General features: G+C 64.9%; 20 protein-coding genes. 5 read left to right on the top strand and 15 right to left on the bottom strand.

Annotation, left to right across the window (positions count from 1 at the left end):
- Positions 1 to 9 precede the first annotated feature (9 nt).
- Genes tal through pgl form a run of 5 tightly spaced genes read left to right on the top strand, consistent with a single transcriptional unit; the run spans position 10 to position 6,057 of the window.
- Positions 10 to 1,125: a transaldolase gene (gene tal / locus QMA10_RS00640; protein WP_290165129.1), complete on the top strand. Its 1,116-nt coding sequence runs from the start codon at positions 10 to 12 to the stop codon at positions 1,123 to 1,125.
- A 5-nt stretch (positions 1,126 to 1,130) separates the two neighbouring features.
- A complete protein-coding gene (locus QMA10_RS00635) occupies positions 1,131 to 2,759 on the top strand; it encodes a glucose-6-phosphate isomerase (protein ID WP_290165128.1) in 1,629 nt (542 codons plus the stop codon).
- A complete protein-coding gene (gene zwf, locus QMA10_RS00630) occupies positions 2,760 to 4,304 on the top strand; it encodes a glucose-6-phosphate dehydrogenase (protein ID WP_290165126.1) in 1,545 nt (514 codons plus the stop codon).
- Entirely contained in the window at positions 4,301 to 5,236 is a 936-nt protein-coding gene (locus QMA10_RS00625) for a glucose-6-phosphate dehydrogenase assembly protein OpcA (protein ID WP_290165124.1), read from the top strand. Before zwf ends, QMA10_RS00625 begins: the two co-directional genes overlap by 4 nt.
- The gene (gene pgl, locus QMA10_RS00620) at positions 5,236 to 6,057 is read left to right on the top strand and encodes a 6-phosphogluconolactonase (RefSeq protein ID WP_290165309.1); all 822 of its coding nucleotides are present in this window, start codon (positions 5,236 to 5,238) and stop codon (positions 6,055 to 6,057) included. Before QMA10_RS00625 ends, pgl begins: the two co-directional genes overlap by 1 nt.
- A gap of 90 nt (positions 6,058 to 6,147) precedes the next feature.
- On the opposite strand, the gene secG is transcribed toward pgl, so the two are convergent.
- The 15 genes from secG to QMA10_RS00545 all read right to left on the bottom strand — a co-directional run bounded on the left by secG (position 6,148) and on the right by QMA10_RS00545 (position 24,312).
- Positions 6,148 to 6,399, bottom strand: coding sequence for a preprotein translocase subunit SecG (secG, locus tag QMA10_RS00615; RefSeq protein WP_104054195.1), 252 nt, complete (start codon positions 6,397 to 6,399; stop codon positions 6,148 to 6,150).
- A gap of 64 nt (positions 6,400 to 6,463) precedes the next feature.
- Positions 6,464 to 7,279: a triose-phosphate isomerase gene (gene tpiA / locus QMA10_RS00610; RefSeq protein ID WP_290165116.1), complete on the bottom strand. Its 816-nt coding sequence runs from the start codon at positions 7,277 to 7,279 to the stop codon at positions 6,464 to 6,466.
- Positions 7,280 to 7,399: 120 nt separating this feature from the next.
- Positions 7,400 to 8,626 (bottom strand): phosphoglycerate kinase, encoded by a 1,227-nt coding sequence (locus QMA10_RS00605; RefSeq protein ID WP_290165114.1) that lies wholly within the window; start codon positions 8,624 to 8,626, stop codon positions 7,400 to 7,402.
- A gap of 76 nt (positions 8,627 to 8,702) precedes the next feature.
- Positions 8,703 to 9,707, bottom strand: coding sequence for a type I glyceraldehyde-3-phosphate dehydrogenase (gap, locus tag QMA10_RS00600; RefSeq protein ID WP_290165112.1), 1,005 nt, complete (start codon positions 9,705 to 9,707; stop codon positions 8,703 to 8,705).
- A 236-nt stretch (positions 9,708 to 9,943) separates the two neighbouring features.
- Entirely contained in the window at positions 9,944 to 10,570 is a 627-nt protein-coding gene (locus QMA10_RS00595) for a superoxide dismutase (RefSeq protein ID WP_290165110.1), read from the bottom strand.
- A gap of 107 nt (positions 10,571 to 10,677) precedes the next feature.
- Positions 10,678 to 11,658 (bottom strand): DNA-binding protein WhiA, encoded by a 981-nt coding sequence (gene whiA, locus QMA10_RS00590; RefSeq protein ID WP_290165107.1) that lies wholly within the window; start codon positions 11,656 to 11,658, stop codon positions 10,678 to 10,680.
- A gap of 10 nt (positions 11,659 to 11,668) precedes the next feature.
- Positions 11,669 to 12,694 carry a uridine diphosphate-N-acetylglucosamine-binding protein YvcK gene (gene yvcK / locus QMA10_RS00585; protein WP_290165105.1) on the bottom strand — a complete coding sequence of 342 codons (1,026 nt, stop codon included), beginning with the start codon at positions 12,692 to 12,694 and terminating at the stop codon, positions 11,669 to 11,671.
- Positions 12,695 to 13,594, bottom strand: a complete 900-nt coding sequence (rapZ, locus tag QMA10_RS00580) for an RNase adapter RapZ (protein WP_290165103.1) — start codon at positions 13,592 to 13,594, stop codon at positions 12,695 to 12,697.
- A 67-nt stretch (positions 13,595 to 13,661) separates the two neighbouring features.
- Entirely contained in the window at positions 13,662 to 15,680 is a 2,019-nt protein-coding gene (gene uvrC, locus QMA10_RS00575) for an excinuclease ABC subunit UvrC (RefSeq protein WP_290165101.1), read from the bottom strand.
- A gap of 75 nt (positions 15,681 to 15,755) precedes the next feature.
- Complete coding sequence (locus QMA10_RS00570) at positions 15,756 to 16,424, bottom strand: lysophospholipid acyltransferase family protein (RefSeq protein WP_290165099.1); 669 nt, start codon at positions 16,422 to 16,424, stop codon at positions 15,756 to 15,758.
- Positions 16,411 to 17,094, bottom strand: a complete 684-nt coding sequence (locus QMA10_RS00565; protein WP_290165097.1) for an HAD hydrolase-like protein — start codon at positions 17,092 to 17,094, stop codon at positions 16,411 to 16,413. Before QMA10_RS00565 ends, QMA10_RS00570 begins: the two co-directional genes overlap by 14 nt.
- Positions 17,095 to 17,217: 123 nt before the next feature.
- Entirely contained in the window at positions 17,218 to 20,106 is a 2,889-nt protein-coding gene (gene uvrA, locus QMA10_RS00560) for an excinuclease ABC subunit UvrA (RefSeq protein WP_290165307.1), read from the bottom strand.
- 74 nt (positions 20,107 to 20,180) lie between these two features.
- Positions 20,181 to 20,558, bottom strand: coding sequence for a GntR family transcriptional regulator (locus tag QMA10_RS00555; protein ID WP_290165094.1), 378 nt, complete (start codon positions 20,556 to 20,558; stop codon positions 20,181 to 20,183).
- Positions 20,559 to 20,665: 107 nt separating this feature from the next.
- Entirely contained in the window at positions 20,666 to 22,573 is a 1,908-nt protein-coding gene (locus QMA10_RS00550) for an ABC transporter ATP-binding protein (protein ID WP_290165305.1), read from the bottom strand.
- A gap of 5 nt (positions 22,574 to 22,578) precedes the next feature.
- A complete protein-coding gene (locus tag QMA10_RS00545; protein WP_290165092.1) occupies positions 22,579 to 24,312 on the bottom strand; it encodes an ABC transporter ATP-binding protein in 1,734 nt (577 codons plus the stop codon).
- Between the last annotated feature and the right edge of the window lie 77 nt (positions 24,313 to 24,389).

Raw genomic sequence — 24,389 nt, 5'->3', positions numbered from 1 at the left:
AGACTATTCATGACTTCCACACCCACCGCACGGCTCTCCGAAGCCGGCGTATCCATCTGGCTGGACGACCTGTCCCGCGAACGCATCGTCTCCGGGTCCCTCAAGGACCTCATGGACACCAAGAACGTGGTTGGCGTAACCACCAACCCGAGCATCTTCGCCGCCGCCCTGGCCAACGGCGAGTCCTACGCCGCACAGGTGCAGCAGCTTGCGCGCTCCGGCGCCGACGTGGACAAGGCCGTTTTCGAGATCACCACCGACGACGTCCTGCAGGCCTGCGATGTCTTCGCCCCCGTGGCTGAAGCCACCCACGGCGTGGACGGCCGTGTCTCCATCGAGGTTGATCCCCGCCTGTCCCGTGACACCGAGGGCACCATCCGGGAAGCCAAGGAACTGTTCAACAAGGTTGGCCGCTACAACGTGCTGATCAAGATCCCGGCAACCAGGGAAGGCCTGCCGGCCATCTCCGCCACCCTGGCCGCGGGCATCAGCGTCAACGTCACGCTGATCTTCTCGCTGGAGCGCTACCGCGAGGTCATCAACGCCTACATGGTGGGCATTGAACAGGCGAAGGAAAACGGACATGACCTGTCCAAGATCCACTCGGTTGCTTCCTTCTTTGTGTCCCGCGTGGATGCAGAGATCGACAAGCAGCTGGACGCCGTCGGCACCGACGAAGCCAAGGCACTGAAGGGCAAGGCCGGCCTGGCCAACGCCCGCCTCGCCTACCAGGTGTTCGAGGAGCAGTTCGCCACCGAGCGCTGGCAGGTCCTGGCAGCGGCCGGCGCCAACGCACAGCGTCCGCTCTGGGCTTCCACGGGCGTCAAGGACCCGGCACTGCCGGACACCCTGTACGTCACCGGCCTGGTGGCACCGCACACGGTCAACACCATGCCGGAGAAGACCCTGAACGCCACCGCGGACCACGGCGAGATCACCGGCGACACCATCACCGGGACCTACGCGGAGTCCAGCGCCGTTCTGGATTCACTGGACGGCCTTGGCATCTCCTACAACGACGTCGTCGAGCAGCTCGAAACCGAAGGCCTGGACAAGTTCGTGGTCAGCTGGGGAGAACTCCTCGAGACCGTTCAGACCGCTCTGGATACCGCGAAAGAGGCATAGGAAAAATGACCACACTGTCCTTCGAAGCAGCCGGGGCCGCGCTGGCCGCCGTTGAAAAGAACGTACCTGCCCTGGTGCGTGATGAGGTAGCCGCCCGTCTCCTTGCCCAGGACCCCACTCTGTGGGGACCCGATGCAGAAGCAGAGGCCTCGATCCGCCTTGGTTGGCTGAACCCCTCCGAGGCCTCCCGGCCGCTCGTTGGACAGATCCGCGGGCTGCGGGAAGAACTGGCCGCCGAGGGAGTGACCCGCGTGGTCCTCGCCGGCATGGGCGGTTCTTCCCTGGCCCCGGAGGTTATTACCCGCACCGCCGGCGTGGACCTGACGGTCCTGGACTCCACGGACCCCGACGTCGTCCGCGCCGCCCTGGCATCCGGTCTGGAGGAGACCGTCATTGTGGTGTCCTCCAAGTCGGGCTCCACGGTGGAGACCGACTCCCAGCGCCGCATTTTCGAACAGGCGTTTACGGATGCCGGAATTGACGCCAAGTCACGCATCGTCGTCGTCACCGACCCGGGTTCGCCCCTTGACGGTGCCGCCCGCGAAGCCGGCTACCGCGCCGTCTTCAACGCCGATCCGAACGTGGGCGGCCGTTATTCCGCCCTCACCGCCTTTGGGCTGGTCCCGTCGGGCCTGGCCGGCGCGGACATCGAAGCACTGCTCGATGATGCCGAAGACGCCCTGGAGATCCTCAGCGACAATGCAGCCGATAACATCGGCCTGCAGCTCGGTGCCGCCCTGGGCGGAACCGACCCGCTGCGCAACAAGGTGGTCATTGTGGACGAGGGGTCGGGACTGGCCGGATTCCCCGACTGGGCCGAGCAGCTCATTGCCGAGTCCACGGGGAAACTGGGCACGGGCCTGCTGCCCGTAGTCGCCGAAGCCGGTGCCCCTGAGACGACTTCCGGTGCCTCCGACGTGCTCACCGCGCGCCTGGTGGCCGTGGACACGGATCCGGAACCGGAAGGCGACCAGGTTGTCGTGGCCGGTTCCCTGGGCGGGCAGATCATCCTCTGGGAATTTGCCACCGCTGTAGCCGGCCGGCTGCTGGCCATCAATCCTTTTGACCAGCCCGACGTCGAGGCAGCCAAGAAGGCAGCCCGCGGCATGCTGGACGCCCGGCCGGAGCCCACGGAACCCAACTTCGTTGACGGTGCTGTGGAAGTCCGTGCCCCGTCCGAACTGCTCGGCAGCGCCGGCACCCTGACCGCAGCCCTTTCCGCCCTGCTGGGGCAGCTGGGAGCCGACGGCTACCTCAGTGTCCAGGCCTATCTGGACCGGAACCGTCAGTCGGAACTGGAGTCCATCCGCCCCGAGCTGGCCGCGGCCACCGGCCGTCCGGTGACGTTTGGCTGGGGACCGCGCTTCCTGCACTCCACCGGACAGTTCCACAAGGGCGGGCCCGCCCAGGGCGCCTACCTGCAGATCACCGGCACGCCGCAGGAAGACCTCTCCGTTCCCGGCCGTCCGTTCACCTTCGGGGAGCTGATCTCTGCCCAGGCAGCCGGCGATGCCTCCGTCCTGGCGGACCAGGGCCGGCCGGTCCTGCGGCTGAACTTCACGGACCGTGAACAGGGTGTCCGGGAACTGGAAGCAGCCGTCCGCAGCCTGGTATCGGAAGGCGGACGCAGCTAGATGCCCGCAGATGAAAAGACGGGTGCCGCCAACCCGCTGCGGGACCCCCGGGACCGCCGGCTGTCCCGCATTGCCGGACCGTCCTCGTTGGTGATCTTCGGGGTCACCGGGGACCTGGCCCGGAAGAAACTCATTCCGGCGGTCTACGATCTCGCCAACCGTGGGCTGCTTCCGCCCAGTTTCTCCCTGGTGGGCTTTGGCCGGCGGCCCTGGAGCAACGAGGAATTCGCCGCCCAGGTGAAGGACTCGGTGCAGAGCCATGCCCGCACAGATTTCAACGAGAACGTCTGGAAGCAGCTGGCGGAAGGCATCCGCTTCGTTGAGGGCGGCTTCGACAGCGATGAGGCCTTCGCCAAGCTCAAAGACACCCTGGAGACGCTGGACACCGAGCGCGGCACCCGGGGCAACCATGCGTTCTATCTGTCCGTTCCGCCGAAGTCCTTCGAGCAGGTCTGCCAGCAGCTTTCCAGGCACGGCCTGGCCGAAACGTCTGAGGGCAAGTGGCGCCGTGTGGTCATCGAGAAGCCGTTCGGCCACGACCTGCAGTCCGCCCGGGAACTGAACAACGTGGTGGAGTCCGTCTTCCCGGCAGATTCGGTGTTCCGCATTGACCATTACCTGGGCAAGGAAACGGTCCAGAATATCTTGGCACTGCGCTTTGCCAACCAGTTGTTTGAGCCGATCTGGAACGCGAACTTCGTTGACCATGTCCAGATCACGATGGCTGAGGACATTGGCATCGGCGGCCGCGCCGGGTATTACGACGGCGTGGGTGCAGCCCGCGACGTCATCCAGAACCACCTCCTGCAGCTGCTGGCGCTGACGGCGATGGAAGAGCCCATCTCCTTCGACGCCGATCATCTGCGCGCCGAGAAGGAAAAGGTGCTTGCCGCCGTCCGGCTCCCCGAGGACCTGTCCAAGCACTCAGCGCGCGGACAGTACACCGGCGGCTGGCAGGGCGGAGAACGGGTCACCGGTTTCCTGGAGGAAGAAGGCTTCAACCCGGATTCCACCACCGAGACCTTCGCTGCCATCCGGGTGGACATCAATACCCGCCGCTGGGCCGGGGTTCCCTTCTACCTTCGGGCCGGCAAGCGTCTGGGCCGTCGGGTCACGGAAATTGCCGTGGTGTTCAAACGTGCACCCAACCTTCTTTTCCGCGACCACAATGACCATGACTTCGGCCAGAACGCCGTGGTGATCCGGGTGCAGCCCGATGAGGGCGCCACCATCCGGTTCGGTTCCAAGGTTCCCGGCACGCAGATGGAAGTCCGGGACGTGTCCATGGACTTCGGCTACGGACATTCCTTCACGGAGTCCAGTCCGGAAGCATACGAACGCCTGATCCTGGACGTCCTGCTGGGTGAGCCTCCTTTGTTCCCGCGGCATCAGGAAGTGGAACTGTCCTGGAAGATTGTGGATCCGTTCGAAGAGTACTGGGCCTCCCTGGGCACCCAGCCGGAGCCCTATGCTCCCGGGAGCTGGGGCCCCGGCTCCGCTGATGAACTGCTTGCCCAAGACGGAAGGACCTGGAGAAGGCCGTGATTGTAGATCTGCCGGACACAACAACATCCAAGGTGTCCAAAGAGATTGTGGCCATGCGGGAAAAGGGCGGGGTGGTCACCCTGGGCCGCGTCCTGACCCTGGTGGTGGACACCGAGCCCGATTTCGTGGAGGAGGCCATCGCCGCCGCCAACGAGGCGAGCCGGGAGCATCCCTGCCGCATTATCGTGCTGGCGGGCGGCTCCGCCGATGACACCACCCGGCTGGACGCCGAGATCCGCGTGGGCGGGGACGCGGGTGCTTCCGAGGTGATTGTCCTTTACCGGCACGGTGAACTCGCCGGGGAAAGCGTGTCCCTTGTCTCGGCCCTGCTCCTGCCGGACGCTCCCATTGTGGTGTGGTGGCCCCACGGTGTTCCCGTGGATCCGGCGCAGACACCCCTGGGCGGCATCGCGCACCGGCGCATTACCGACGCCGCAACCGCGGACGATCCCAAACGGGCTCTGCTGGCGCTGGGCGAGGCGTATGCGGACGGTGACACCGACCTCAGCTGGACCCGTTTGACGGATTGGCGGATCCAGCTCGCAGCGGTGCTCGATGAAGCCGGCACTGATCCGGTCACCGCGGTAACCGTTGCAGGTGCCTCCGACTCGGCCAGCACCTTCCTGCTCGCCGCCTGGCTGAAGTACGCGCTCAAGGTTCCCGTGAAGATTGTCGAAGGTGAGCCGGGAACCGGCATCGGGTCCGTGGTCTTCGAGCGTGACGGCGGTAACGTGGAATTGTTCCGTCCGGACCAGCTTACGGCGTACCTGACGCAGCCCGGCCAGCCTGAGCAGCAGATACCGCTGCCGCGCCGTAATCTGCGTGACTGCCTGGCTGAGGAACTCCGCCGGCTCGATCCTGACGAAGTCTACGGTGAAGTACTGACACAGGGGCTGGCAGCCTGCCTGTCCCAGGAAGGGATAACCGCATGATGCATTCTCCCAACGGCGTGAGCATTCACCCCGACGTGCAGGCCCTGACCGCTGCCACAGCGGCCCGGTTGATCACCAAGCTGGTGGACGTGCAGAGCCGGCGCGGAGTCGCCACCGTGGTACTCACGGGCGGGACTGTGGGCATCGCGGTCCTCGACGCTGTCTCCACGGCGCCCGCGCGCTCCGCGGTGGACTGGTCCAGGGTGAACTTCTGGTGGGGTGATGAGCGGTTCCTTCCTGCTGACTCCCCCGACCGCAATGCCGCCCAGGCTGCGGATGCCCTGCTCTCCCGGCTGCCCGTTGATCCGGCCCGGGTTCATCCCGTGCCGGCCGCCGATGAGGTGTCCAGCGCCGGAGAAGCCGCTCTGGCCTATGCACGGGCGCTGGCGAGTGAAGCGGCGCAGGAAGAGCTGGCTCCGGGGTTCGAATCGATCGATCCACGGCTGCCCCGCTTCGATGTGCTCCTGCTGGGTGTCGGTCCGGACGCCCATATTGCGTCGCTGTTTCCCGAAATGGCGGGCGTGCGGACCACGGGTGAAACCGTGGTGGCGGTGTCCAACGCGCCCAAGCCTCCTGCTGAGCGCGTGTCACTGACCATGGAAGCCATCAACACCGCCGAGGAGGTCTGGCTTACCGTGGCAGGCGAGGACAAGGCCGGAGCGGTGGGCCTTGCGCTGGCCGGTGCCGGCTCGGTCCAGGTTCCGGCCGGGGGTGCGCACGGGCGCACCAAGACCCGCTGGCTGATTGACCAGGCGGCTGCCTCTCAGCTGCCTGAACGGCTCCTGGACCCGGAAGGAACGGGCGCCGCCGCAGCGGACTAGTTTCCCCCGGGCACATAGAAGCCCCGGAGGTCCTGGCGGATCTCCGGGGCTTCTGTGGTTTAAGTCCGCTGGCCGGGGGCCGTGGAATACCTAGGCTTCGCCGGAAAAGCGCTGGATTAGGCCGAGGGCAATGATGACCAGGCCCCAGGACAATCCGAGCGCCACGGTAAAGCGGTTCAGGTTGCGTTCGGCAACCCCTGATGAGCCCATGCTGGACGTCATGCCGCCGCCGAACATGTCCGACATGCCGCCGCCGCGTCCCTTATGAAGCAGGATGAGCAACGTCAGCAGCAGGCTGGTGATGGCTAGAAGAACCAGCAGGACAATCTTCAGAATTTCCACGTACGGCCTTTCGGGGGTGACTCACGGAATGGAGACGTGCACTGCGGTGCAGGTCAGCTGCAAATCAGTCGGTCACCAGATGTTGTTCGAACCTGACAATATTAGCAAATTCGGTCACATCCAAACTGGCACCGCCAACAAGCACGCCGTCCACGTCGCGTTCCTTCAGAATGCTGGCGGCATTCTGTGCCTTGACGGAGCCGCCGTACAGCAGCCGGGTTTTGGCGGCGACGGCATCGTCGTACAGGTCCGCGATCTCGGCGCGGATGGCCGAGCACATTTCCTGTGCGTCGGCGGGACCGGCAACCTCACCGGTGCCGATGGCCCAGATGGGCTCATAGGCGATGACCAGTGCGGAGACCTGGTCTGCATCAAGGCCGGCGAGGTCGCTGCGGACCTGCTCCAGGGTGTGGGCAACGTGGTTGCCGGACTGGCGGATTTCCAGTCCTTCGCCGACGCACAGTACCGGCACCAGATCATTGCGGTAGGCGGCCTTGAGCTTTTCGTTGAGCAGCTCATCGGATTCACCGTGCACGGTCCGGCGTTCGCTGTGGCCTACGAGGACGTACTTGCAGCCCAGCTTGGAGAGGAACTGGCCCGAGATGTCACCGGTGTAGGCACCGGAGTCCTTCGGCGACAGGTCCTGCGCACCGTATTCGATGTCCAGCTTGTCACCGTTGATCAGCGTCTGGACGCTGCGCAAATCGGTGAACGGGGGAAAAATAGCCACCTCCACGCGGTGGTAGTCGTGCTGTGCATCCTTGAGTGTCCAGGCAAGCTTTTGCAGCAGGGTGATGCCCTGGACATGGTCCATGTTCATCTTCCAGTTGCCCGCGATCAGCGGTGTCCGATCAAACTTGCCGTTGGTCGACGTAGTCATTATTGCTCCGCTTTCAAATATTCGTCATCAGTTGGCTGTGGGGAAACATGCAGCTGCCGTACGGCAGGCGGACATGGGAGTGCGGGCCGCCGCCGGATGGCAGCGGCCCGCACCGGGGCTTTACTGGTCCAGGACCGTCAGGCCGGGCAGTTTCTTGCCTTCCAGGTATTCCAGGGAAGCACCGCCGCCGGTGGAGATGTGCCCGAAGTCGCTGTCGCTGAAGCCCAGCTTCCGGACAGCCGAGGCGGAGTCGCCGCCGCCAACCACGGAAAAGCCGGAGGAGTCCTTCAGCGCCTGGGCAACCGTGCGGGTGCCGTTGGCGAACGCATCAAACTCGAAGACGCCCATGGGACCGTTCCAGAAAATGGTCCGGCCCGAACCGATCTTCCCGGCAAAGGCCGCAGCAGAGTCCGGGCCAATATCCAGGCCGATGCCGGAGGCACCAAACCGGCTGCTCTCCATCGCATCCGCGGGAACCACCTCGACGTCGGCGTCCGCAGCGAACTTGTCCGCCACCACGATGTCGGTGGGGAGGACAAACTCGCAGCCAACCTCTTTGGCACGGCTGAGGTAGCCCTTGACCTTCTCGATCTGGTCCGACTCCAGCAGCGATGCCCCCACGTTGTAGCCCTGGGCAGCCAGGAAGGTGAAGACCATTCCACCGCCCACCAGCAGGTAGTCGGCGCGCTCCATGAGGTTCTCGATGACGGCCAGTTTGTCCGAAACCTTGGAGCCGCCCAGAACGACGACGTAGGGCTTCTCGGGATTCTCGGTAAGCCGCTTGAGCACCTCAACCTCGGTGTGCACCAGGTCGCCCTCGTATGCAGGGAGGATCTCGGCAATGTCGTACACACTGGCGTGTTTGCGGTGTACGGCACCGAAGGCATCATCAACGTAGGCACCGTTGTCTCCGGTGAGCCCGGCAAGTTCGCGTGCCAGGGCCAGCCTCTCGTCGTCGTTCTTGGACGTTTCGCGCGGATCAAAGCGGATGTTCTGCAGCACCAGGACGGAGCCCGCGGCCAGGGAACCGGCCAGCTCATGCGCGCTCTCCCCCACCACGTCGGCGGCAAATTCGACCGCGAACGGTGCGAGCTCGTCCAACCGGTCTGCGGCGGGCTGCAGCGAGTACTTTTCATCCGGTGTGCCCTTGGGCCGTCCCAGGTGCGCCATGACGATCACCTTGGCGCCGTGTTCCACCAGTTTCTGAAGGGTCGGGATGGACGCACGGATGCGTCCGTCATCGGCCACCGTGCCGTTGTCCAGCGGCACATTCAGGTCCGAGCGGACCAGCACATACCGACCATCGACGCCGTCGTTGATCAGTTCCTCAAGAGTCTTGACTGTCATGTCTACCTTTACATCCCTTGCGGGCATTGGGGGCTTGTGGGATTTGCAGGGCAGCCGGCACGGCCGGACGGGGGCCTTACAGCGTGGAGGCAACCAGCTTGGTCAGGTCCACCATGCGGCAGGAGTAGCCCCACTCGTTGTCATACCAGCCGACCACCTTGACTTCGTTGCCCATGACGCGGGTCAGCCCCGAATCGAAGATGCACGAGGCCGGATCCGTCACGATGTCCGAGGACACCAGCGGCTCATCGGTGTACCGGAGGTAGCCGTTCAGGGCACCGTCGCTGGCGGCCTTGTACGCGTCGTTGATCTGCTCAACGCTGGCCTCCTTGGCCAGGGTCACCGTAAGGTCGGTAACCGACCCGGTGGGGACCGGCACCCGGAGGGCAAAGCCGTCCAGTTTACCGTCGAGTTCCGGAATCACGAGGCCGATGGCCTTAGCGGCACCGGTGGTGGTGGGCACGATGTTCAGCGCCGCTGCCCGGGCCCGGCGAAGGTCCCGGTGCGGACCGTCCTGGAGATTCTGGTCCGCAGTGTAGGCGTGGACGGTGGTCATGAGTCCGCGTTCAATTCCGAAGGCATCGTTAATGACCTTGGCCAGCGGCGCCAGGCAGTTGGTGGTGCAGGAAGCGTTGGACACAATGTTGTCGGTCTCCGGGTTGTATTCACCGTCATTCACACCCATCACGATGGTCCGGTCCGCTCCCTTGCCGGGGGCGGAAATCAGGACCTTCCTGGCGCCGGCGTCGAGGTGCTTTCTGGCATCTTCGGCTTTGGTGAAGAACCCGGTGGACTCGATCACGACGTCAACGCCGAGATCCTTCCAGGGCAGGTTTGAGGGGTCCCGTTCGGCCAGGACCTTAATCGTTTTTCCACCCACCACCAGATCTCCGCCCTGCACTTCCACATCTGTGCCGATGCGGCCGGTGACGGAGTCGTACTTCAGGAGGTGGGCAAGGGTTTCGGGGCTGGTGAGGTCGTTGACGGCCACGATGTCGAGGTCGGCGTTCTGCTCCAGTGCTGCGCGGAAGTAGTTTCGACCGATGCGTCCGAAGCCGTTGATTCCAACACGAGTAGTCACTTTTCTGTCTCCTTGATTGCGGTGTACCGAAGAGCGTGACCCTGTGTGCGTAGGCCACTGGTCTGGCAGGGACGGGTTGCCGGGACAATCCTGGGACGAACGGCGAACACCTTCCCCGTGACTCCAAGAGGTTCCCGCCGAGCCGTGCGGCAGGGCGGGAACCCTCGGACTCATCCTACGCGCCGGGTCCCCTGAGCGAACCGGTACGGAGGCAGAAAGCGGGCCGGAGACCTGAATTACGCGGGGAGCACCAGCGAGTGGGCACCGTTGCGAGCAGCATCGAACCGGGTGGCGACATCCGCCCAGTTAATGATGTTCCAGAAAGCCTTGACGTAGTCTGCCTTCACGTTGACGTAGTCGAGGTAGAAGGCATGCTCCCACATGTCCAGCATCAGCAGCGGGATGGTGCCAACCGGCACGTTGCCCTGCTGGTCGTACAGCTGCTCGATGACGAGGTTCTTGCCCAGCGGCTCGTAGGCCAGCAGGGCCCAGCCGGAACCCTGAAGCGAGGTGGCGGCAGCGGTGAACTGGCCGCGGAACGCATCAAAGGAACCGAAGAAGTCATCAATGGCTGCTGCGAGTTCGCCGACCGGCTTGTCGCCGCCCTCGGGAGAGAGGTTGTTCCAGAAGATGCTGTGGTTGACGTGGCCGCCAACGTGGAACGCCAGGTCCTTGGAGAGCTTCGGGATGCTGGCGAAGTCGCCCTTTTCCCGTGCTTCTGCCATCTGTGCCAGCGCCGTGTTGGCTCCGGCTACGTACGTCGCATGGTGCTTGTCGTGGTGCAGCTCCATGATGCGTGCGGAGATGTTGGGCTCCAGCGCGGCGTAATCGTAGGGAAGTTCCGGCAGTGTGTATTCGTTCACAAAAATCCTCCAATGAAAGTCGGATCGGTTATCCGGACGGGGTTTTCCACCCGGAAACTTGAGCGCCGCCAATAGGCAGCATGCTTAGCCCATCTTATGCTTGGGTGCTACTCATCAAGCATCTCAGGAGTCACATTCGCCTCAGTGCCGGGGATGCCTAATTCAGCTGCCCGCTTATCCGCCATGGCGAGCAGGCGGCGGATCCGGCCGGCAATGGCGTCCTTGGTCATGGGCGGATCAGCCAAATGGCCCAATTCGTCCAGGGAAGCCTGTTTGTGTGCCACGCGCAGCTCGCCGGCATAGCGAAGATGATCCGGAACGTCCTCGCCCAGGATGTCCAGTGCGCGGTCCACCCGCGCCCCGGCGGCGACGGCGGCCTGGGCCGACCGGCGCAGGTTGGCGTCGTCGAAGTTGGCCAGCCGGTTTGCCGTGGCGCGGACTTCCTTGCGCATGCGCCGTTCTTCCCAGACCATCAGGGCGTCATGGGCCCCCATGCGGGTGAGAAGGGCGGCAATGGTGTCGCCGTCGCGGATCACGACGCGGTCGATGCCGCGCACTTCCCTGGCTTTGGCGGCGATGCCGATCCGGCGGGCGGCGCCCACCAGTGCCAGCGCTGCCTCGGGGCCGGGACAGGTGACTTCCAGGGAGGAGGAACGTCCGGGCTCAGTCAGCGAACCGTGGGCCAGGAACGCACCGCGCCATACGGCCTCGGCGTCAGCTGCGGAGCCGTTGACCACCACTGAGGGCAGGCCCCGGACGGGACGCCCGCGGGCATCCAGGAGGCCGGTCTGCCGCGCCAGGGATTCACCGTCCTTGACCACCCGCACCACGTAGCGGTTGCCGCGGCGCAGTCCGCCGCCGGACACGACAATGATGTCCGCGGCATGCCCGTACACCTCGGCAATGGCGGCCCGGAGCCGCCGGGCTGTGGACGCCAGGTCCACTTCTGCTTCAATCACAATACGGCCGGAGATGATGTGCAGTCCTCCGGCGAATCGCAGCAAGGCCGATACTTCCGCTTTGCGGACGGAGGACTTTTTCACATCCAGTCGTGAAAGTTCCTCTTTTACTGCTGCGGTCAACGCCACAAATACACTCCTAGTTCTCCCCAAAGATATCGTGGTATGCGGTTGCCAGGCGCAGCGGATCATGGATCGGCCGCCCCGTCGCAGCCCCCACCTTACCGAAAACGGGCCGGCCGCCCATGCCTGCTACGGCCTCGCCGAAAGCGTCCGGGTCCTCAATCACGCCGGGGTCGGCCAGCACGGCGTCTACCTGCAGCTCCGGAGCATACCGCCGGATCTCCGCCAGATGGTCCAGCGCCGACATGCCCGTTGTTTCTTTGGTCTCATTGCTCAGGTTCATGGTCAGGCACACCTTGGCGCGGCTGCTGCACAGGGCGTTGCGCAGGTCCGGCAGCATCAAATGCGGCAGCACGGAGGTGTACCAGGAGCCCGGTCCCAGAATAATCCAGTCCGCCCGCTCGATGGCCGCCAGCGCTTCCGGGCAGGCCGGGGCATCCGCCGGAGTCAACCTGACTTCGCTGACCTTTCCCCGGACACCGGCAGCGGCAAGCCGGGCCTGTCCGGTGATCAGTTCCAGCCGACCGCCGTGCTCCGGGCGGCGCTGGACGTCGCCTTCAATGGTGAGCGGCATGGTGGACATCGGCAGGACCTGGCCGCGGGCACCGAGCAGGGCGCCGGCCCACTGCAGACCGGCCACCGGGTCCCCCAGAAGTTCCCACAGGGTCACGATCAGCAGGTTGCCCAGGGCATGGTTGTCCAGCGAACCGGTCACACCGGGCCGGGACTGGAAGCGGTGCTGCATGACGTCGCGCCAGGTGCGGCCCCAATCCGTGTCATCGCACAGAGCTGCCAGGGCCATCCTCAGGTCTCCCGGCGGCAGGACGCCCAGCTCCTCGCGCAGGCGGCCGGAGGATCCGCCGTCGTCGGCCACCGTGACGACGGCCGTCAGGTCAGTGGTAAGCAGGCGCAGTGCGGAGAGCGACGCAGACAGTCCGTGACCGCCGCCCAGGGCCACCACAGCCCGGGAATCCTGCCCGCCCGTTCCGCGGTCCGCTGCGGGCTGGGGAAGGATGGGCAGGGATCCGGTCAGGAAGTTCATCTACTCGCGCCCGAGATCACGGTGATGGGCGCTGACGGTGACATGCGGCAGCTGGGCGAGGCGCTTGGCCAGTTCTTCGGTCACGGCAACAGAGCGGTGCTTCCCGCCGGTGCAGCCGACGGCAATGGTGGCGTAGTGCTTGTTCTCCCGGCGGTATCCGTCGATAACCGGTTCGAGTGCGTCCACATAACGGTCCAGGAAATCCCGCGTGCCGTGGGCACCCAGGACGTAGTCCCGCACGTCGGTGTCCAGACCGGTGTGGGGCCGCAGCTGCGGAACCCAGTGCGGGTTGGGGATGAAGCGCACATCGGCCACATAGTTGGCATCCACGGGAAGGCCGTATTTAAAGCCGAAGCTCATGACGTTCAGGCGCAGCACAATGGGACCGGATTCGGTGAACAGTTCGGTGATCGTGGTGGCCAGGGCGTGGACATTGAGTTTGGAGGTGTCGACGATGACGTCCGAAGAGGCACGCAGTTCCTTCAGCACATCACGTTCCGCGGCAATGCCGTCAAGGATGCTGCCGTTTTCCTGCAGCGGGTGCGGACGCCGTCCCTGCTCGAAGCGGCGGACCAGGGTGTCATCCTCGGCATCGAGGAACAGCAGCCGGTAGGAGACACCCGCGGCGCGCAGCCCGCTCAGCGCCTCCCGGATGTCCTGGAACAGTTCCTTGCTGCGGACATCTATCACCACGGCCAGCTTGGGAATGGAATGAGGCATGCGCGAGACCAGCTCGGTCAGCGTTCCCAGCATCAGCGGCGGCAGGTTCTCCACCACATACCAGCCGTGGTCCTCGAGCGCGTTGGCGGCCGTGCTGCGTCCGGCACCGGACATGCCGGTGACCACCAGCAGCTCCGATTCGGCGGGCTTGACCGGGGTCAGCGCGTCCTCTTCCATCATTTCAGTTGTCCTGTTCCTTGCTGGTTTTCCGGCTGCGGCCGGGGAATGAGCCAATTACCCAGCCTAGCTAAGTTTCGAGGATTTCGCCGGTGGCCATATTGACAGCCGGTGCGCCCGTTTCGGTCTTCGCCGAGGCCAGCTGGGCGTGCACCGATGCGGCAAGCGCGGGCCCGATTCCCGGAACGCGCTGCAGGTCCTCAACCGATGCAGCCCGCAGTTTTTTGACCGAACCAAATTCCTTGAGCAGCGCGGTCCGCTTGGCCGGCCCCAGTCCGGAAATATCGTCCAGCAGCGACGCCGTCATGGACTTGGCCCGCTTCTGGCGGTGGAACGTGATGGCAAAGCGGTGCGCTTCATCGCGGATGCGCTGGAGCAGGAAGAGTGCCTCGGAGGCCCGCGGCAGGATGACCGGAAAATCACTGTCCGGCAGCCAGACCTCCTCGAGGCGCTTGGCCAGACCCACCACGTAGATATCCGTGATACCCAGGTCTGCCAGCGCCCGTGAAGCCGCGGCCACCTGCGGCTGGCCGCCGTCGACCACCACCAGGTTGGGCGGGTAGGCGAACTTGGCTTTAGGGGCGGCGGTGAGGGTGTCCGTCAGCGGCTGGACGTCGGTTCCGGTACGGTCCGCGGGCAGGTCTGCAGGCGCCTCGGACCGGGCGTCCGGGTCCGCTGCGGGGTCCGCGTTCTCGGCCAGGTAGTTGCGGAAGCGGCGGGAGATGACGTTGTACATCGCCGATGTGTCATCCCGTGCGGCGTCGCCGGTGATGGAAAACTTGCGGTAGTCAGATTTCTTGGGGAGTCCGTCCTCGGCAACCACCATGGACGCCACCACGTTGGTGCCCGAGACATGGGAAATGTCGTAGCACTCGATGCGCAGCAGTGCCACCGGCAAATCGAGTGCCTCCTGCAGTTCCTGCAGGGCGGCCGACCGCGTGGTGATGTCTCCGGCGCGGCGGCTTTTGTGCAGCCGCAGGGCGTCGGAAGCGTTCCGGGCCACGGTTTCCATCAGGGCCTTTTTGTCTCCGCGCTGCGGAACCCTGATGTCCACCCGTGCCCCGCGCAGGCCGCCCAGCCACTGCGCCAGCTCATCCGAGTTGGGCGGCAGCACCGGCACCAGGACCTGGCGGGGAATCCGGTCGGTTGAATTCGCTTCGCCGTAGACCTGCTGGATCAGGTGTTCCACCAGATCGGCGGTGTCATTGTCCTCAACCTTCTCCACAACCCAGCCGCGCTGGCCGCGGATGCGTCCGCCGCGGACGTGGAACACCTGGGCCGACGCTTCAAGCTCGTCTTCCTCCAGGGCGAAGATGTCCGCGTCCGTGTCCTCACTGAGCACCACGTTGTTGCGTTCAAAGACTTTCCGCAGGGCGGAGATGTCGTCCCGGAGCCGGGCAGCGGTTTCATAGTCCAGTTCAGCAACGGCTGCCTGCATCTCCTTTTCCAGTGAAGAGATGAAGCGCTTGCCCTCCCCGGACATGAAGTCGCACAGCTCCGCCGCCAGCCGGCGGTGGTCCTCCGCGCTGATCCGGCCCACGCACGGTGCCGAACACTTGTCGATGTAGCCGAGCAGGCAGGGCCGCCCCGTGCGCTCGGCGCGCTTGAAGACTCCGGAACTGCAGGTGCGGACGGGGAAAACGCGCAGCAGGGTGTCGAGGGTTTCCCGGATGGCCTTGGCGGGATAGAAAGGACCGAAGTAGCGGGTGTCCTTGCGCCGGTCACCGCGCATCACCTGCGCCCGGGGATACTTCTCCCCCATGGTGACGGCGAGATAGGGGTAGGACTTGTCATCCCGGAACATGATGTTGAACCGGGGATTGAATTCCTTGATCCAGGTGTACTCGAGCTGCAGCGCCTCAAGCTCGGTGCCCACCACCGTCCACTCCACGCTGGCGGCGGTGTGGACCATGGCCCGGGTCTTCGGCAGCAGGCCGCGCGGATTGGCAAAGTAGGAGTTCAGGCGGGAGCGGAGATTCTTGGCCTTGCCGACATAGATGACCCGGCCGTGTTCGTCACGGAAACGGTAAACGCCTGGAGCGGTGGGGATTTCCCCTGTTTTCGGCCGGTATGTTGCTGGATCTGCCACTGTTCCATCCTACGGTCGCCCCGGGGGCGCTCCGCGCCGGACCCGCCCTTTTCGCGGCACGCTGAACTGCGGGACCTATCCCTCAGGCTTGTTCTGGTTGTAACTGCCCGCGCGTTGCTGGCCGCTGAGTTCCGCGATCGCGTCCATGACCCGGTCCGTCGCCTGCCGGCGTGCGGGCAGGGCATGGTCCGGCCCGGTCCTGGAGAAGTAGAGCGGCCGTCCCACCTTCATGGTGAAGTGCTGCGGCTTGATCCACTTCTTGCCCGCCGGCTGCAGGTTTTCAGTGCCGATGAGCCCCACGGGCACCACCGGCGCCCCCGACGTCAGGGCCAGCCAGCCCACACCGGTGCGTCCGCGGTACAGCAGCCCGTCCCGTGACCTGGTGCCCTCGGGGTAGATGCCAATGCCGGAGCCCTCCTCGAGGCGGTCCAGCAGGGTTTTCAGCGCAGCCACCGATGCGGCCTGCTGGCCGCGCTCCACGGGAATGGAGCCCACGCCTTCGAAGAAGGTGCGCATGGCGGCACCCTTCACTCCGGTTCCGGTGAAGTATTCCGCCTTGGCGAAGAACGCCACGGGCCGGGGCATCAGGGCCTGGGTCAGGACACTGTCCAGGAAGGACAGATGGTTGGCCGCCACAATGAAGGGACCCGTAGCCGGCACGTTTTCCAGGCCAATCACGGTGGGCCGGCACAGCGAGGCAATAAGTCCGCGGGTGGAGGCCCGGGTGAGGTCATAGACTCCCATGTGCGCAGGTTCCTTCCTGCGCGCGGAAGCGCTCCAGCTCCGTCAGCAGCTCATCGGCGGAGTGCACGACGGCGGCAGCGCCTTCGGCTTCCAGCTCACCGGCCGCCGCGAACCCCCAGGCCACTCCTATGCAGTCCAGGGCGTTGCCGGCGGCGCCGTGTACGTCGTGCATCCGGTCCCCCACCATCACGGCGCGGTCGAAGGAGCCGGCGTGGCGGTTCAGGGCGGCACCGATGATGGTCCGCTTGCCGTCCAGTTTCGCGGCCGCCTGCTCATCGGCCGGTGAACCGTGAACGGAATCGAAAAGGTTGAGCAGTCCCTGCAGGCGAAGCAGTTCAACGGCAAGCGGTTCAGGTTTCTGCGTGGCCACGGCCAGCAGGCAGCCGGATGCCCTCAACTCTTCCAGGACGCCGCGGATGCCGGGATAGGGGCGGCTCTGCGCCATCCCCGCCGACCGGTAGCCCTCCCGGTAGCGGGCAATGACTTCGGCCAGCCGTTCTTCGGGAACGCCGGCAATGTCGCGGAGGGAGGTGACCAGGGCCGGGCCCACCATGCGCTCCAGATCCTCGGCTGCCGGAACGGGAAAGCCGCCGGCTGCGAGGGCGGCGCTGATGCCGCCGGTGATGCTGCCGGCCGGATCCACGAGGGTTCCGTCGAGGTCGAAAAGCACTAGTAGCCGGGATTCTTTCACCGGGACAGTTTCCCACACCTACTCCCCGGTACGAAAAAAGGCATTCCCCGCAGGGAATACCTTTTTTCGCTTCCGGACCAGGAAAGGGGAAATGTATGCCGGTCAGTTCTGCTTCTCGAACAATTCCGCGAGGAACCTGCCGGTGTGGCTGACCTCGGACTTGGCGACCTTTTCCGGCGTGCCCTGCGCGATGACCTGACCGCCGCCGTTTCCGCCCTCCGGCCCCATGTCGATGAGCCAGTCGGCGCTCTTGATGACGTCCAGGTTGTGCTCGATGGTGATAACGGTGTTGCCCTTGTCCACGAGTCCCTGCAGGACCAGCAGCAGCTTGCGTACATCCTCGAAGTGCAGGCCGGTGGTGGGTTCATCCAGCACATAGACGCTGCGCCCGTTGGACCGCTTCTGCAGTTCGGCAGCGAGCTTGACGCGCTGCGCTTCACCGCCGGAGAGGGTGGTGGCGGGCTGGCCGAGCCGCACATACCCCAGCCCCACGTCCACGAGGGTGTTCAGGTGCCGGGAAATCGGAGCAAACGCGGCGAAGAATTCCGCGGCTTCCTCGATGGACATGTTCAGCACTTCGGCAATGTTCTTGCCCTTGTAGTGCACCTCGAGCGTTTCGCGGTTGAACCGGCCGCCGTGGCAGACCTCACAGGGCACGTAGACATCCGGCAGGAAGTTCATTTCGATCTTCAGCGTGCCGTCACCGTGGCAGGCCTCGCAGCGGCCGCCCTTCACGTTGAAGGAGAACCGGCCGGGGAGGTAGCCGCGGACCTTGGATTCCGTGGTCTCCGCGAAGAGCTTGCGGATGTGGTCCCAGACGCCGGTGTAGGTGGCCGGGTTGGACCGCGGGGTGCGTCCGATCGGGCTCTGGTCCACGTGGATGACCTTGTCCAGGTTCTCCAGGCCGTCAATGCGCGTGTGCCGGCCGGCAACATGCTTGGCACCGTTGAGCTTGGCGGCAAGTGTCTTGTACAGGATGTCGTTGATCAGGGTGGACTTGCCGGAGCCGCTGACGCCGGTCACCGCTGTAAAGACACCCAGTGGAATGCTGACATCGATGTTGCGCAGGTTGTTCTCCCGGGCGCCCACAATCTTCAGCTGCCGGGACTTGTCCACCTTGCGCCGCTTGGACGGAATCTCGATCCTCCGCCGGCCGGAGAGATAGGCACCGGTCAGGGAGCGCTCATTCTTCAGCAGGCCCTCCAGGGAGCCGGAGTGGACCACTTCGCCGCCGCGCTCACCGGCACCCGGTCCGATGTCCACCACCCAGTCCGCTTCATGGATGGTGTCTTCGTCATGCTCCACCACAATCAGGGTGTTGCCCAGGTTCCGCAGGCGGGCCAGCGTTTCGATCAGGCGGCGGTTGTCCTTCTGGTGCAGGCCAATGGAGGGCTCGTCCAGGACATAGAGGACCCCCACCAGGCCGGAACCGATCTGCGTGGCCAGCCGGATGCGCTGAGCTTCACCTCCGGAGAGAGTTGCTGCGGGGCGGTCCAGGCTGAGGTACTCAAGTCCGACGTCGAGCAGGAAGGTCAGGCGGGCCAGGATTTCCTTCAGGACCTGGTCGCCGATCTTGGCTTCGCGGGCGGTGAGCTCAAGGCCCTGGAAGAAGGCGGCGGCATCGCGCAGGGGAAGCGAGCCCGCCTCTGCGATGTTCTTGCCGTTGATCAGCACGGACAGCGAAGCGGGGTTCAACCGCGCTCCCCCGCAGGCCGGGCAGGCAATCTCCCGCATGTACTCTTCGTACCGGTCGCGGGCGCTGTCCGACTCGGTTTCGAGGTGCTTGCGGTGGATGTACTGGATGACGCCTTCGAAGCCGGTGCTGTACTTGCGCTCGCGTCCGAAGCGGTTCTTGTACTGGACCACCACTTTATGGTCCTTGCCGTTCAGGATGGCTTCGCGCGCCTTGGCCGGAAGCTTCTTCCACGGCACATCCATGGAGAAGCCCAGCTCCTTGGCCAGACCGGCCAGCAGACGGTTCCAGTACTCCAGGGTGGCGTTGCCCAGGGCCCAAGGAGCCACAGCTCCGGCGGCGAGGCTGAGGTTCGGGTTGGGGATGACCAGTTCTTCGTCAACTTCGAGCCGGCTGCCGATGCCGGTGCACACCGGGCAGGCACCGAAGGGGTTGTTGAAGGAGAAGGACCGCGGTTCAATCTCATCGATGGCCAGCGGGTGCTCGTTGGGGCAGGCCAGGTGCTCGGAGAAGGCCCGGACCCGTTCATCGCTCTTCTCGTCGATGTCCACAAAATCGGCAAGGATCCGGCCGTCGGCCAGCGCCAGGGCCGTCTCCACCGAGTCGGTCAGGCGCTGCCGGATGCCGTCCTTTGCCACCAGCCGGTCCACCACAACTTCAATGGTGTGCTTGTACTGCTTGCCGAGCTTGGGCGGATCAGCGAGCTGGATCTGCTCGCCGTCGACCTTTGCCCGGGAGTAGCCCTTGGCGGCGAGCTCCTTGAACAGGTCCACAAACTCGCCCTTGCGGCCGCGCACCACAGGAGCCAGGATCTGGAACCGGGTGCCCTCTTCAAGCTCCAGCAGCTGGTCCACAATCTGCTGCGGGGTCTGGCGGGAAACCGGCTCACCGCAGACGGGACAGAACGGCGTACCCACACGTGCCCAGAGCAGGCGCATGTAGTCGTAGATTTCGGTAATGGTGCCAACCGTGGACCGCGGGTTCTTGGAGGTGGACTTCTGGTCGATGGACACCGCCGGGGAAAGGCCCTCAATGAAGTCGACGTCCGGCTTGTCCACCTGGCCCAGGAACATCCGGGCGTAGGAGGACAGCGATTCGACGTAGCGGCGCTGGCCCTCGGCGAAGATGGTGTCAAAAGCCAGAGAGGACTTTCCGGATCCGGAAAGCCCGGTGAAGACAATCATCGCGTCACGCGGCAAGTCCAGATCCACGTTCTGCAGGTTGTGCTCCCGTGCGCCCTTGACGATCAGGCGGGAGAGATCGTTGCCGCTGTGCGGCTCGTTGGCACTATCGGCCATCAAAGAGGTAGCTGTAGACACATTTTCCACTGTAGTTCACCGTTTGGTTCGAAGAAGTATTCGACGCCGCGGTTTCACCGCAGGCGAAGAGCCGTCTCGACGTACGTCAGCGCTTCCTTCGGATCCAGCCCGTTGGCGCGGACCGAATCTGCGAAAACCCGGGCCGCTTCGGCCACCCGCCGCCTGCCGTTGTCTCCGGCCGCAGCAATCACAGTGCCGGCCCGCGAGCGCGTGGTCACCACTTCGGCCTGTTCAAGTTCGCGGTAAGCCCTGGCAACGGTGTTTACCGCCAGGCCCATACGGGCAGCGAGCGCCCGGACCGGAGGCAGCCGGGTACCAACGGCAAGCCTTCCGTCATTGGCGGCGTCAAGGATCTGAACCCTGAGCTGCTCAAAGGGAGGTACTGAGCTTGCCGCGTCGATGCGGACCCAGGACAGGACGTCGTCACTCACGGGACCGCCTTCAGGTTGGAGAATGGATGCCGGTTCCATTTTGACATGGGGGACCCGTCCGGTCAGTCAGGCGGGTCACGGTGTCCCGGCGTCAGAGTGTCCCGGCGTCAGGGTGTCCCGGCGAACTGGGAGCGGTACAGCTCCGCATAGAACCCCTCAGCTGCCAGCAGTGCCTCGTGGGTTCCCTGCTCCACGATCTCCCCGTGCCGCACCACCAGGATGACGTCCGCATCCCGGATGGTGGAGAGCCGGTGGGCGATGACAAAGCTGGTTCGTGCTTCCCGCAGCGCATTCATGGCGAGCCTGATGGAGATCTCGGTTCGGGTGTCCACGGAACTGGTGGCCTCGTCCAGTATCAGGATGGACGGGTTTGCCAGCCAGGCCCGGGCAATGGTGATCAGCTGCCGCTGCCCCTGGCTCAGCGAACCGCCGTCGTAATCCAGGACCGTGTCATACCCCTCGGGCAGCGAGCGCACAAAGTGGTCCACATGGGTGGCGCGGGCTGCCTCGATGATCTGCTCGTCAGTGGCATTCGGCGCCCCGTAGGCCAGGTTCTCCCTAATGGTCCCCTCAAACAGCCAGGCATCCTGGAGCACCATGCCGATCAGCCTGCGCACATCGTCGCGCCGCATGCGCGAAATATCCGTGCCGTCGATGGTGATCCGGCCGGAATCCACCTCATAGAAGCGCATCAGGAGGTTGACCAGGGTGGTCTTTCCGGCTCCCGTGGGACCAACAATCGCCACTGTCTGCCCGGGCTCCGCAGTAAAGGACAGGTCCCGTATCAGGGGAGCTTCCGGGGAGTAGCTGAAATCCACGTGCTCAAAGGCAACGAGGCCCTCCACGTCCCTGATCGTGAGTGCATCCTCCGGGTCGGGGTCCTGTTCCCTGTCATCCAGCAGTTCGAACACACGTTCGGCTGACGCCACACCTGACTGCAGCATGTTGATGAGGGAGCCGATCTGCCCCAGCGGCTGGGAGAACTGCCGGCTGTACTGGATGAAGGCCTGCACTCCCCCGATGGACAGGCGCCCGTTGGCGACCAGCAGGCCTCCCGCCACGGCTACGGCCACATAGTTCAGGTTGGAGATGAACTGCATGGTGGGCATGATGATGCCGGACACGAACTGCGCCTTGAAAGAGGAGCGGTACAGCGTCTCATTGGCGGGCCGGAAGCCCTCCACCACCCGCTCCTGCTGCCCGAAGGCCTTCACCACGTCCTGGCCGCTGAACATTTCCTCGATGTACCCGTTGACTTCCCCCGTGGATTTCCACTGCTGCATGAACTGCACCTGCGAGCGCTTGGCGATGAGCACGGTGACAACGGCGGACACCGGAACGGTAATCACGGCGATGAGGGCCAGCAGCGGCGAGAGCCACAGCATCATGCCCAGTACCCCCACGATGGTCAGTGCTGAGGTGATGATCTGCGTCAGGGTCTGGGACAGCGTCTGCGCCAGGTTGTCGATGTCGTTGGTTACGCGGCTGAGCACGTCGCCGCGGGATTCCCGCTGGAAATGGGACATGGGGAGCCGGAAAAGCTTGCCGTCCACCTGTTTACGGAGCCGGTACATGGCGCCCTGCACCACCCGTGCGGTCACGCGCGCCTGCAGCCAGCCGAAGAAGAACGCCGCCAGGTAAATGGCCAGCACTCCCAGCACCAGCATTCCGAGCCGGCCGAAGTCCAGTCCCTGCCCCGGCACCACGTCCATGGCGGCGAGCATGTCCGCCAGCTGGTCCTCCCCGGAGTCCCGCAGCGCCTGCACCTGGTCGGCCTTGCTGATTCCCGGCTGGAGGCCGGCACCGATCACGCCGTCAAAGATGACATTGGTCGCTTCCCCCAGGATCCGGGGAGCAGTGACGGCGAGCGCCACGGACACGACGGCGGCAACCATCACCAGCGCCACCCGGAGCCGGTCCGGGCTCATCAGGCCCAGGATCCTTCGGACGCTGGAACGGAAGTTCAGCGGTTTGGCAGCCGGCCCGCGGGCACCCGGCCCGTGTCCTGCCCGCATCCCGCTCACTGCACTTCCTCCGCCGTCAGCTGGGATTCAACGATCTCCCGGTACGTGGGAGAGGTTTCCAGCAGTTCCTCATGCGTTCCCTGCCCGGCGATGCGCCCCTCCTCCAGGACTACTATCCGTGCAGCGTCGGCAATCGTGTTGATCCGCTGCGCCACGATCAGGACCGTGGAGCTGCGTGTCCTTTCCCTCAGGGCAGCGCGCAGCCGGGCGTCGGTGGCAAAGTCCAGTGCGGAGAAACTGTCATCGAAGAGATAGATCGCCGGACGCACCACCAGGGCGCGGGCAATGGCCAGCCGCTGGCGCTGCCCTCCGGAGAAGTTGCCGCCGCCCTGTTCCACCCGGTGCTCCAGCGCCCCTTCGGACGCGCGGACAAATTCCGCGGCCTGGGCGATCTCCAGCGCTTCCCAGAGCTCGGCATCCGTGGCGCCGGGGCGTCCGAAGCGCAGATTTGAGCCAATCGTGCCTGAGAACAGGTAGGCCTTCTGCGGCACCAGGCCAATCCCGCTGCGCAGCGAGTGCAGCGTTACCGCCTCAATGTCCTGTCCGTCGATGGAGATTCCCCCGGAGGTGGCATCCAGCAGCCGCGGAACCAGGTTCAGCAGCGTGGACTTGCCCGCTCCGGTGGATCCGATGACGGCCGTGGTCTGCCCGGACCGGGCCGTGAACGTGATGTCGTGCAGCACCGGGTCCTCGGCTCCCGGATACGTGTAGCCGACGTTCCGGAAATGCAGGGTGCCGCCGTCGTACACCAGGGGCGCGGCAGCATCCGCGTCCCGCACCGTGCTTTCCGTATCCAGGACCTCGTAGATACGCTCGGCGCACACAGCGGCGCGGGGCAGCATCATGATCATGAACATCGACATCATGACCGCCATCAGGATCTGCATGATGTACGCGATGAACGCGGTGAGGGCACCGATCTGCATCTGTCCGGCGTCAATCCGGTAGGCGCCGAACCAGACCACCGCCACGGATGCCAGATTGGCCACCAGCATGGCAGCCGGAAACAGCAGGGCCAGATACTGGGCGGTCCGCAGCTGCGTCCCGGTCAGATCCGCGTTGGCGGTGTCGAAGCGGGCTTCCTCGGTGCGCTCGCGCACGAAGGCCCGGATGACCGCCACCCCCATGATCTGTTCCCTCAGCACCGAGTTCACCCGGTCAATCTGCTTCTGGGCCCGTCGGAACAGGGGAATCAGCCGGCGCAGGACCAGCCCGATCACGATAAACAGCACCGGCAGGATCAGCAGCAGGATTCCGGAGAGGGGCACATCCTGGTTCAGCGCCAGCAGCACTCCGCCAACTCCCATGATCGGAGCTGAAACCATCACCGTGAAGGTCATCAGCAGGGCCATCTGCACCTGCTGCACATCGTTGGTGGTGCGGGTAATGAGGGAGGGGGCGCCGAACACCCCCATTTCACGCGCGGAAAAGGATTCCACCGTGGTGAAAAGCTCATCCCGGATGTTGCGGCCCACACTCATGGCCACCCGGGAGGCAAAGTAGGTGGCAGCGATGGCGCAGACCACCTGTCCGGCCGTGATCACGAGCATCCAGCCGCCCAGATCCAGGATCACGCCGGTGTCCGCCTTAACGACGCCGCGGTCAATGATGTCGGCATTGAGGGTGGGCAGGAACAAAGTGGCAGCGGTTTGCAGGAACTGCAGGACGACGACGGCGGCAACGGCCCCCTTGTAGGGCGCCAGGTTCTGCCGGACAAGCCTTAGGAGCACGCTTCCTCCAGGAACAAGCCGGAGGGGTTCCCGGCACCCTCTGAACGTACGCCCGCCGCCCCGGACAGACAAGACTT

It is taken from the genome of Arthrobacter sp. APC 3897 (assembly GCF_030407495.1).
Taxonomy (GTDB): Bacteria; Actinomycetota; Actinomycetes; order Actinomycetales; family Micrococcaceae; genus Arthrobacter_B.
This window is presented reverse-complemented; position numbering and strand designations above follow the sequence as displayed.